At 59.6% G+C, this 10,486-nt stretch carries 11 protein-coding genes and 1 pseudogene; 6 read left to right on the top strand and 6 right to left on the bottom strand.

The window, feature by feature from the left end; genetic code table 11:
* Positions 1 to 271: 271 nt before the first annotated feature.
* From AC0L30_RS37880 to AC0L30_RS37870, 3 genes are all read left to right on the top strand, one after another.
* Positions 272 to 946 carry a cytochrome P460 family protein gene (locus AC0L30_RS37880; RefSeq protein ID WP_354167099.1) on the top strand — a complete coding sequence of 225 codons (675 nt, stop codon included), beginning with the start codon at positions 272 to 274 and terminating at the stop codon, positions 944 to 946.
* An 11-nt stretch (positions 947 to 957) separates the two neighbouring features.
* Positions 958 to 1,527, top strand: a complete 570-nt coding sequence (locus AC0L30_RS37875; protein WP_009859362.1) for a cytochrome P460 family protein — start codon at positions 958 to 960, stop codon at positions 1,525 to 1,527.
* Between the two features lie 132 nt (positions 1,528 to 1,659).
* Entirely contained in the window at positions 1,660 to 2,709 is a 1,050-nt protein-coding gene (locus AC0L30_RS37870; protein WP_009859361.1) for a hypothetical protein, read from the top strand.
* A gap of 246 nt (positions 2,710 to 2,955) precedes the next feature.
* On the opposite strand, the pseudogene AC0L30_RS37865 reads toward AC0L30_RS37870, so the two are convergent.
* From AC0L30_RS37865 to AC0L30_RS37850, 4 genes and pseudogenes are all read right to left on the bottom strand, one after another.
* Positions 2,956 to 3,213 (bottom strand): annotated as a pseudogene (locus tag AC0L30_RS37865) (IS3 family transposase); the annotation flags it as partial.
* 1,063 nt (positions 3,214 to 4,276) lie between these two features.
* Entirely contained in the window at positions 4,277 to 4,789 is a 513-nt protein-coding gene (msrA, locus tag AC0L30_RS37860) for a peptide-methionine (S)-S-oxide reductase MsrA (RefSeq protein ID WP_009859360.1), read from the bottom strand.
* A 286-nt stretch (positions 4,790 to 5,075) separates the two neighbouring features.
* Positions 5,076 to 5,465: a hypothetical protein gene (locus AC0L30_RS37855; RefSeq protein ID WP_035992376.1), complete on the bottom strand. Its 390-nt coding sequence runs from the start codon at positions 5,463 to 5,465 to the stop codon at positions 5,076 to 5,078.
* A gap of 344 nt (positions 5,466 to 5,809) precedes the next feature.
* Positions 5,810 to 5,977 (bottom strand): peptide-methionine (R)-S-oxide reductase, encoded by a 168-nt coding sequence (locus tag AC0L30_RS37850; RefSeq protein ID WP_354167354.1) that lies wholly within the window; start codon positions 5,975 to 5,977, stop codon positions 5,810 to 5,812.
* A gap of 1,107 nt (positions 5,978 to 7,084) precedes the next feature.
* Here AC0L30_RS37850 and AC0L30_RS37845 point away from each other — a divergent pair.
* The 3 genes from AC0L30_RS37845 (at position 7,085) to AC0L30_RS37835 (ending at position 9,303) form a co-directional block, all read left to right on the top strand.
* Entirely contained in the window at positions 7,085 to 7,468 is a 384-nt protein-coding gene (locus AC0L30_RS37845; protein ID WP_473406400.1) for a hypothetical protein, read from the top strand.
* A 387-nt stretch (positions 7,469 to 7,855) separates the two neighbouring features.
* Positions 7,856 to 8,542 carry an antibiotic biosynthesis monooxygenase family protein gene (locus tag AC0L30_RS37840; protein WP_009859356.1) on the top strand — a complete coding sequence of 229 codons (687 nt, stop codon included), beginning with the start codon at positions 7,856 to 7,858 and terminating at the stop codon, positions 8,540 to 8,542.
* Between the two features lie 638 nt (positions 8,543 to 9,180).
* The gene (locus tag AC0L30_RS37835) at positions 9,181 to 9,303 is read left to right on the top strand and encodes a hypothetical protein (RefSeq protein ID WP_256375782.1); all 123 of its coding nucleotides are present in this window, start codon (positions 9,181 to 9,183) and stop codon (positions 9,301 to 9,303) included.
* Positions 9,304 to 9,444: 141 nt separating this feature from the next.
* Here the strand turns inward: AC0L30_RS37835 and AC0L30_RS37830 are convergent, their stop codons facing one another.
* Positions 9,445 to 9,807 (bottom strand): DUF488 domain-containing protein, encoded by a 363-nt coding sequence (locus AC0L30_RS37830; protein ID WP_009859355.1) that lies wholly within the window; start codon positions 9,805 to 9,807, stop codon positions 9,445 to 9,447.
* Positions 9,808 to 9,850: 43 nt separating this feature from the next.
* The gene (locus tag AC0L30_RS37825; protein ID WP_009859354.1) at positions 9,851 to 10,396 is read right to left on the bottom strand and encodes a carboxymuconolactone decarboxylase family protein; all 546 of its coding nucleotides are present in this window, start codon (positions 10,394 to 10,396) and stop codon (positions 9,851 to 9,853) included.
* Positions 10,397 to 10,486: the final 90 nt, after the last annotated feature.

Here is a 10,486-nt window from a genome sequence, read left to right as displayed (position 1 = left end):
CGAAAACCGAGGAGTCCGACGAGCTCTAACGGTTAACTGGAAAGATCAGCGCGCTGCGGCCTACCGCGTAGGGTTACGCTCGTTATCGCCAAACATAGGTAGTTCGAGAGGACACCATTCCCGACGGGTATCAATTGCATGCCCCTTCGTTGCTTCCGCACATAGGCACGCACGTTTAATCTGACTTGTGCGTAGTTGATGAGACCGCCTGCGCACGAATGCCGCTACTACAGCATTCGGTGACATTATAGCTGGTCAGAGGAGAGAGATCATGAGACGCACAGTATTAGCACTATCCGCCGTCCTCGGTGCTAGCGCTATAGCGACCGCAGTCTTCGCACAGCAACCACAGCTACCACCACCCGACGATTGGCACGCCACCGGCCGGTATCTTCCTGAATACACGAAAGATGGCGAGCTTATTCTGCCAAAGAACTTCCACGAATGGGTTTATGTCGGTTCGCCACTGACGCCAAACTTCTTAAACCCCCCTCAAGCAAACTTCCCTGAATTTCACAACGTCTATATCGAGCCTGGTTCTTACGATATTTACAAGAAAACAGGTCTGTTCCCCGAGGGAACAATCTTCGTGAAAGAACTGCAGCTCATGCAGCCCGCCACTCATCCGGACGGTTCGAGAACTGAGCCATCTGGGAAGGGATTCTTCCCGGGCGCCTTCAACGGCGCGGATGTGACGGTCAAGGACAGCGAGAGATATAAGGCAACCAACGGCTGGGGCTACTACAACTTCAACCACCATGAACCCAAGGCAGCCACCGCGAAAGTCCGGCCAATCGAGGAATGCGCCTATTGCCACATTGCGAGTGCGAAACGGGATGACGTATGGACGCAGTTCTACGTGTTGCTCGACCAGGTGCCGGTGCCGCCTGGCCAGAACTCTTCTAAAAAAATGCCGCCCAGCCAGAATCCTTCGATTACAAAGTAGGAAACCCTGTGATGACATTTCTCAGAAGTGCGGCCGTGGCGTCCGCGTCCTTCATCGTAGTTACGGTCGGGTGTCTTGTTTCGCAGCCCGTAGCCAGCCAGCCCGCCCCTGCGCAGGAACAACTTGTTGATGCGGCAGGCAACATGCATATCCCGAAGAACTACCGAACCACCTACGAATTCCTTGGGAGTTGGTCTGTCGCAGGTGACAAAGGCGCTAAGCAAATTCACGTCGTCTACGCTTCGCCCGGAACTGCGGCAAGCTATCGCACAACGGGCGAATTTCCCCAAGGTTCGATCCTGGTGAAGGAGGTTTACGACGCGGCCACTTCGGATATGACGACTGGAACGGTCAGCCATCAAGAACTTCTCAAAGGTTGGTTCATGATGGTGAAGGACGGTAAGAACAGCCACCCCGATAATAAGTTGTGGGGCAACGGCTGGGGCTGGTCTTGGTTCGACGCGGGCGATCCCGTGAAAACGACCTCAACGAACTTTCGTTCAGATTGCCTGGGCTGCCACATCCCAGCCAAGGCGACTGACTGGATCTATGTCCATGGCTATCCCGGGCTAAAGAAGTGACGGATCGTTAGCCACGTCCGCTTGGATGTCGTGGGTAAGACCAGATGTGTGGGTAATACCAGACTGGATGCAGAAAAAGGTAGGGTCATGAAGCACAGTAAAAAGTTCAGCAGATGCATTTGTGGATCGATGATGATCTTTCTTCTGTCGTTTTCGGCACCCCAAGGGAGTCTAGCAGCCGGTCCGGTAACCTACAAAAAAATCACAAAGCAATTCCTCACGTCGGGCAAAGTGGACCTTGTACGGGAGGTGGTGACCCTGCCGCTCCATCGCGGCCGTCTTGCCTCGGGAGAAACTGTTTGGTTCGTGCTTACCGACGTAAGTGACTACGCTACTTCGAAAGACATGGGGCTCACATGGGCGCCGAGTCTCGCTAAGGCAAAAGACTTGACGAGCACACGGGTTGCGGAAATGGATGAGTCGGGTAACTTCACGTTCCAATCGGGCCGGGTCGATTTCTCACCGTCACAAACGTTGGTGGGGGGGGAGGCGCCGCATTTTTTTCCGCCTAGGACGGCCCGAGCCGGATCTGTCGGGGATGTGCACTACAGCCCATTGGCTCGGGTGGCTAATCGCAAGGACATTGTCTTTAACGCTCCAGTCATCGCTTTTAATGTCGAGCCCGCGAAAATCGCGTTCTGCAACGGCAGTCCTGATTACTCTGTCGTGACGGACTCCGTGGCGAGCATCTGTCCTGACAAAGGTACCGTTGACTTGAAACTCCGGTTTGGCTTCGCAAACGGCAAACACCTGCGTTATCTTAGTTTTGACGCAAACTCCGAGGAGTCGGCGACCCTCGAGTCGTCCACCTTTGCGCCTGCGGAAAGCGACATTCTTCAGAGCGGCGCGATTGAGGTGATCTATACGATTGTGAACGGCAAGATGGGTGAGAACGATCCGAACCGCCAGGGGCTCGACAGTGCCATCAACGGAGAGGGCCCCTCGCTCGACATCCTCGCGCACTTCAAGGAGATCAGCGCCGGATACTCTCCGATGTGGGACGTACGACTCGCCGAGTGGACCCAGGAGGCTATCTCGAAGGATCAACGGAAACTGATCACTGACGGCGACGATCTCGAAGCAAAAAGTGCGTCAGGTTTGCTGGTGAGTCCTGCGGGCGGGCCCGTGAAGACGACGGGGAATCTCGTGAATTGTCCGGTCGTAGGCTTCACCAATGAATAACCTCTTGCCCACATAACTGCCAATTCCCTGTGGCAGCGGCGCGTCTCGCGTCGCCGCTCTGCCCTTGACGTTGCCCCCAAGTTTTTTCAGTTTTGAGTTCGCTCTTGCCGGCGGATTTGCCCGGTTGGGCGGTGCGAGCGACGGGAGCTGGCGCGGAGCCTTTCGGGTAGCGCAGCGCCAGATCCTGGCGCGGGCGGCAGGTCATGGCGAACTCGGACGGGTTCTCCATCCGAGCTGCGAATGCAGGCGGCGTTCGTGAGCAATCGCCCTCAGGCGCTGGCGGTGGTTAGCAGCGTCAGCCTGGGTTGTCTGATATCTCATGGTCATGCGGCAGCAGCCGCTTTACACGCCCGCCGTTCGCTCATCCCGTGAGCATCCACCAGATGAGCGACAGCTTTCCGCTTCCCCGCGAGCGTCACCATTTCCTTCCCAGGAGATCCTTCAAGGCCGCATTGTCAACATGGCGTCAGCCAGAAGCCGCTTCAGCTTCGTGTTCGCTTCCTTGTTGCCGTCTCGCGCTTTTCTATGCATTACGCGCGGCCATGGCCCCGCGCCGTCACGCAAGAGCGGCCCCGCAAAACGGCCTAATTTTACTCACCACCCACGCCGAAGCGCGTGTAAGGCGAGAGTGGGTTGGGCATCCACTCTCAGACGTCGTCGAACATCTGCTGCATCCCAGCTTTCGGTAGGGACGCGGATTTGGGCCTAGGTTGCCGTCCATCTCGACCCTTTGCGCTCTGGCTCCGCAGCCGATTTCCAGAGCACCTGGCAAGCGCATGAGCCTCGAAGTAGCTGACGTGCACGACGGGCGGGTCGGATCGACCAGTTGAGACTTCAGCGTCATCGTCCCGTGCTGGCCGTTCGGGGTCTGCCACTTACGCGGCCCCGACCGGCCCTTAGGCCGCTCATGTTACATCCGAGCTCGATCAGCCCAGCGACCTCCCCGGCCCGGGAGCAACCAAGTTAGCGACTGCTCGGGTCGACATGCGCGCGCTATTAGACTTCGTCCACTGCCGGCCCGCGTGATCATGACGCGCCGAGGACGCTGCAGCCGCGCCTCAGTGTCTCGTACTAGGCATTGAACAGGAATGTGAACCGCTCATCGAATGGCCGTAGTCCGTCAGATCAGCGAGAGCGATGGCCAAAAAAAGCAGGTCGCGTATGTGAGGTGCCAGGTTCGCAGAGCCCGCATCGGTCATCGACTGGGTCCGTTGCGCCCGCGACGGAAATCGGTTCTCCGTCCTACTCGTTCGTGTGCCGGACTATCGCTAGAACTGCTCAAGGCCACCTGAGCACGAGCGCCGATTGGAACGGATGCGCAAAGGCAGTTGCAAGTCCTCACGAGAAATCAAATGGGCCATTCAACGCGCATAGACTTGCGCACGCCAAACGTCATGGAATGATCCAGGGCCGAGAATCTGAGGCCTTGCCCGGCCGTCCAAACCTCACCACCTTGTCGCGTTCTGAGCGACTTCGCAGGAGCGGCGAGAGCAGTTTGCAAACGCTTACGACACACCCGCCGCGGGGCTGCGCGCGCGCCGCAGGCCACCGACAACGCAATCGCCCGTCAGGCGGCGTTCCTGCGCGGCAACTTCCATTGTGGACGAACACGATGGCAAGTGTAGCCGTTCGGATAGCGTTCCAGGTAATCCTGGTGCTCTGGCTCCGCCTCCCAGAAATCGCCAGCGGGCGAAAGCTCGGTCACCACTTTGCCCGGCCACAGCCCTGAGGCCTCGACGTCGGCGATGGTCTCCTGTGCGACGCGGTGCTGATCCTCGTTTATGTAGAAAATCGCCGACCTGTAGCTTGCACCCTGGTCGTTTCCCTGCCGGTTGAGAGTCGTCGGATCGTGGATCTGGAAGAAGAACTCAAGCAGGTCGCGGAAGCTAGTCTGACTCGAATCGAACGTGATCTCGATCGCTTCCGCGTGTGTGCCGTGGTGGCGGTACGTGGCATTCTCGACGTCGCCGCCGGAGTAGCCGACCCGCGTTGAGATCACACCGGGCAGGCGCCGCACCAGCTGCTGCATCCCCCAGAAGCAACCCCCTGCCAGGATCGCGCGTTCTGTAGTCCCTGCCATTTTCAGGCCTCCTGCTTTGCAAAGAACCTCACGTACTCGCCGAATCGCTCACACCCCAATTGGTCGCGGTGGATTACGCGAAGGGGGGCCGAGTTGACGCAGTATCTCAGCCCTTCCTTGTGGCAACGCCCCGTCAGGTAAAACATGGCCGAGGTGGCTGTCTCAGTGCTTGGAGCGGACCTCTGTCTCCGTGTATGCCTGCGAGCTGTCACCGTTCTCGAGGACACTTGCGGCCTCGAGATGCCGCTTTTCATTTCGAGCGCGGCGCAATCATGAACATCGCCGGTCATGTCAGCGCTCCCGGCATGAAGCAGCGAATGTGCGGTTGGTCGGTCATCTGAAAACCGGAGCTATACCACACCCATACCAACGTGCTATGGTCCATGTTGGGCTCGGTAACGAGGGCATCGTCGGGAACATCAACCCACTCGGTATCGCCCTTCTTCATGTCCTGACCGTTGGAGGCGGATCTGTAGAGGTCGGCGGTCTTGGGCACCATAACCCTGTAATGGCTTTCCTTCTTGTTTTGAGTGGTCCATTCGACATCCCGCAGATGTAGGGCGTCGGAGCCATCACAGCAGGGGCCAGACTTACTACGGAGTTTCGCAAACCACGGGTTCAGCTCCGGGTGCATTGCATCATGGCCGTTGGAAGATGGCAGGTTCATCGTCAACATTAGGGCGCTCGCGAGCACGCACCTGACGATCAGGTAACAAGCCGAAATGAGAGGACCGCAGTTCTCTTCGGGGGTAACACTCGACACTACGGTCCCCTTCATCCGGACTTCCCAAAACCGGCTCCTTTGGATTGGGGCCGTTGGGGTGGAGTCAGTCTTGGGTGTGTCAACCATCCAATCACTCGGCCATACTCAAGAACGACTCACCGGGATAGTGCAGAAGCGAGCGGAAAACGCCGACGTTCTGGTAGAGTGAAGTCAGGACTGCTGCTTGCATTCCGCTTTCGCGTTGACCAAGAAACGGCGTACGCAATGGGCACAAGACGACTTCAAAGGCGTGAAGTTCACTTCGGGCTTTGGCGGGCGCTCGCGCTTTCCGTGAAACTCGGCCATCCCGTTTCGCTGTCGAGCTCGTCGAAGCATGCGAAGAGCGGCTCGCTGGAAACGTCGACGCAGAGACCAGACTCCCTGTTGTCCCAGGATTTGTTGCAGAAGGGAGCGCTCGATCCGATCAGTCTGCGTCTCGCGATACTGCTCGGCAGTCAACTTCGAGACCGCTTCGGGGTTGTTCCTGTAGGTCGGCATTCGCCGTACTCCGTGGTGTGCTACATTGTTGAAGATATGTACCGGGTCGTCGTCCGTCCAATCACCTCCGGCTATCGAAACGATGCCATGAGGATCGACATTGGAGGTGTTTCAATTTGCAAGGGCCTATTCAACTTCTCCCAGGAGGCGGGTCTGACACTGCTGCAACAGGACTTTGAATCGGGCTACGGCGAAGGCGTGTACCAGGGACTGCGGTACGGCGTCACCGGGCGGAAGTCTTCACGGAAAGCGAATCCAGCCCGTTCGCGCGAGCGGTCGCCGGCGGCGACGTCGTCAGCTTCAACCTTTACCGGCCGAGGTCGGGTGAGGCTCTTTGCGTCCTGCGAAATACCAGCCAGGCGAATTTGTTCTCGGGCATCTCCCCAGGGAGCGGAGAGCATCGACCCGCCGAGGAGAGTTGAAACGCATGGAAGCTGCACTCGAGACCGCAGTTGACGTTTTTCGATTCAGCCGGGCACGGCGACTTAGGATCGCTCCCGTCTGCGGTGAAGTGGCGTTCACCGCCGCGCTCCATCGTGATCCTGACGGCCTTCGCGCTCGCTTCTGATTCCGTGTAGCTCGCCGCGAGCGTCTCGAGAGATAAACGATCGGCTCTCGTCACTCAGAGTGTTCGCTCGACGGGGGGGCACGCCAGCAAACTTCTCCAGTGCCGGTTGGGAGTGCGGCCTGTTGCCTCAGCATCCGAGCTGATCGTCGTGCTCGGGGAGGACGTCAGCTGCCGGCGCCAGGTACCGGGACGCGCCCTCGCGGAGACCGCCACGAACCTCCACGGCTCACCAAACGCGATCAGAACGTGGCAGTTGCCTGGCCGCGTCGACCTCGCGGTCGAGCGGAAGGGGTGCTAGCTGCGTGGAATTCAAGGCGGGACGTCTCGGAGGCATGGAGCCGGCCGAGCAAACCCTGCTCGTCGACCTCAGACGAACGCGCCGCTCACGTCGGCTTCAGGATATCGATGAGCCACCGACGGTTGCGCTCCTGACTCCACACGGATAGCGGACGCGGTCGCCGCGGTCATGGGATCGTGGACCTTCATCATCGTCCAGAGCGTGATCCTGTGCGTCTGGACATGGGCAACCTGGTGGGACGATCAGGCGCTCGGATCCTTACCCGCTCACTCTTCTCAATCTCGCGCTTTCGTTCCAGGCGGCCGACGCCGCGCCAGTCATCATGATGAGCCACAACCGGCAGCAGGACATCGATCGCGAGGCGGCGGAGAACGACTACGGATCAACGTGAAGGCGGAGCTCGAGATAGAGTTGTTGCATGAGAAGATCGACCAACTGCGCGAGCGTGAAATCCTCAAGCTAACGGAGGCAGTCAGGATGCTGACCGTGCTGCTGGAAGAGCCGGCGTCGGGTGCACGCGAGTCCGATGCGGAAGGCGGAGGGCGGTCATAACCAGCGACTATCGACTTCATGGCGTGATGTCATTTTTCATTCGCCGCGCGGAAGTGCATAACGGTACCTTGCTCATCCGGCGCACGGCCGCTTAGCGGGCTTACGCGGCTCTCGCCCGCAGAGAGCAGCCATACGCGAATGACTGAAGCGGTTCTCGCAACCCGGGCGATGGCAGAGCTGCGCGATGGTCGAGATCCCGGAGGACGCCGCTATGAAGAGCTTCTTTCGCAACCGTATCCGAAACGTCCGGCTACACCCAGGGACAGCATGTTTCCGTGCGGCTGATGGGGCCAACGGCTACACTGCCGTGCTTAGACCCTCGATCGACCGGGCAATTCTACGTCGAGAATCGACTGCGTCGCAGCACTCTAGGAGCGAGATACGAGTATGTTTTCAGTGATTTTTGAGATGCTCCCCAACAAAGAGAGCCGGGATGACTATTTCGACAACGCCAAGAGGCTGCACCCCGAGCTGGAGCAGGTCGATGGCTTCGTCGACAATATCCGATACAAGAGCCTGATTCGCGAGGGCTGGATCCTTTCGCTTTCAAACTGGCGGGACGAGAAGTCGCTTGTCCGCTGGCGCTCCCACCGGCGTCATCATGAGGTTCAGCAGAAGGGGCGCGAGGAAATCCTCGCGGACTATCACCTGCGCGTCGGCCAGATCACTGCCGACAATCAGGTGCCGACGGGGTACGCAGTCACTGAGCAAAGGCTCGATGAGACCGAAGTCGGGGAGGGAACGACGGTGACGCTTATCAACGCGACTCGCCCCGGGGAGTGGAAGCAAACCGACAACCCGTACGATTGCGCCGAGTGGCTCGGCCTGAACCCGTGGGCTCCCGACACCACGTCCTGGGACATCTTCGAGGCCGTACTTACGCCCGGCGACCTGATTCTGCTCATATCCTGGAAGGACGCCGGTGCAGCGCGGGCCTACGAGGACGCTTACGCGCCGAATGAGACGGCACGGGTTCGGACAGTGCGGATCGTACGCGATTATGGCAAATACGACCGTCGCGAGGCACCTCAGTACTATGCAGAGGCCCAGGGCGGTAAGACCCTCTACGCCTGAAACCGCTCCGTCGTGAAGGCCGCCCAGCTGCGAATTAGACCGTGCGTCGGCGAAGTCGCGAGCCGCGGAGCAGCCAGCGTCGCTCTCGCGAGGTGACAGCGACGAACACGATCAAGGAGACCCGCCGAAATGAGGACGGCGTAGGCCGAGGCATCGCTGAAATCCGGGTTCTGCTAACGCGTCGCTCGTCTGGCTCCTCATCGTGTTCCGCTCGAACATCATAGCGGCCTCGTTGCGCTGGCTTGGGCGATCCCTCGAAGCGTCCTTCTGTCGTCCAGTGGTGATCAGGGCTTACGTGCTCTCGTCGTTAGCGAGCGTGAGCCGGAGGCGCGCGGAAAGGTCCGTGTAAACCGATCGTGCACTGACCTGCTCGGCTCGCCAGCCAAGACCCAAGTCAAACTCTGAAAGGAAAGCACGATGACGAATTCGAACGATGATGGACCTCTCCGCCTCAGGCTGAGGTGGCCGGAGACCTTGACGACGCTGGCACGCTTAACGGCCGTGCCGGCGCATCGGTGTTCTCAATCGCGGCCCCGACAGCAGGGGCGGCACCGGGGGGCGGCCCCGACGAGTTGCTAAGTGCTTCGCTCGCCGCATGCACGGCGATGACCACACGGCTGCAGGCGCGAAGGCGGAAAATGCCGCTATCCGACGTCGCAGTAGCCGTGTCGTACCACCATGTCAGGGATGGCGGCTGCGACTGCTTCGAGCGCTCCATCAAGCTCGAAGGAACGCCTGGCGACGAGGCCGCGCACAACTGATGCAGGCTGCGAACATGTGTCTCGCCGAGCGGACGCTGGGCCTTGCGCCGAGATCCGCGCTAACGATAACGTCGGCATCGGGCCGGCGGCAAGCTATGACGACAACTTGAGCGAGCTTCCGATTCCGTACATCACCCCCGATTAGCGGGCCGCGAGATAGTCCGCGAGCACTACGGCGTTGTTGCGCTTGGTATCGTGCGCGCCGAAGAGCAGCGTGACTTTGCCCGTCAATGCAAGATTTGTCAGGTGCTCGACTGCGGCGCGATTGGCGCGGAGCTCCTCGAAGTATCGCTTGTGAAACTCGCGCCACCGGTTCCGGTCATGACCAAACCAGGTCCTGAGGCCGCCGCTCGGAGCGATGTCCTTCAGCCATACGTCCACGCTGGCATGCTCCTTCGTGAGTCCGCGCGGCCAGATGCGGTCGACGAGCACCCTCGTGCCGTCCGAGCCCTCGGGCAGCTCGTACACACGTTTAACACCAAGCCGACAGGAGTGTCGAGACATTGGTTTCTCCAGTCCTCTCCTCCGTAAAGGAGGGCAACTCGCATTAGGTCGCCTTCGCGGGACTGACCTCGGGAAAATCGATCGGGGTCTGCACCGCATTGTTGATGAAGTTCGTCAACAAGAACTGAGCAGTCAGCGCGATCATCTCGACGATGTTGGCGTCTGTCCACCCCGCATCCCTGACGGCCGTAAACTGGGCGTCGGAAACTTTGCCGCGCGTCTCGATGAGCGCTTTCGCGAAGGCGACCGCAGCCTGGCGCTTGGGATCGGTTGAGCGGCCCTCCCTGTTCAACTCGATTTCATCCGCTGGGATTTTGGCTAGATTGCCCGCCATAAAGCTGTGCGCGGCCAGGCAGTAGTCGCACCCGTCCGCCTCAGACACCGCCAGCGCGATCCCGTCTCTCGTCTTGATGTCCAGCGTCTTAGCAAGTGATGCCATCAGGGTAGCCCAGCCGGAGAGCACGTTCGGGCTGATCGACATGAGGCGGTGCAGGTTGGGCACGAAGCCCAGCACCTTGTCGACGTTGTCGAGGATCGGCTTGGAGCCCGCCGGAGCGTCCTCGCGTTTCGGAATGGAAATGCGTGGCATTTGATCCTCCATTAGACCGCCAACGATTATTCGGTTGGTGACGAAACAACCAACGCCGACGTTTCAGCTACCGGTAGCGACCGGACCGCC

The organism is Bradyrhizobium sp. MI1.11 (assembly GCF_055811255.1).
Note: the sequence above shows the minus strand (reverse complement) of the source record. Positions and strands in the feature narration are given on the sequence as shown.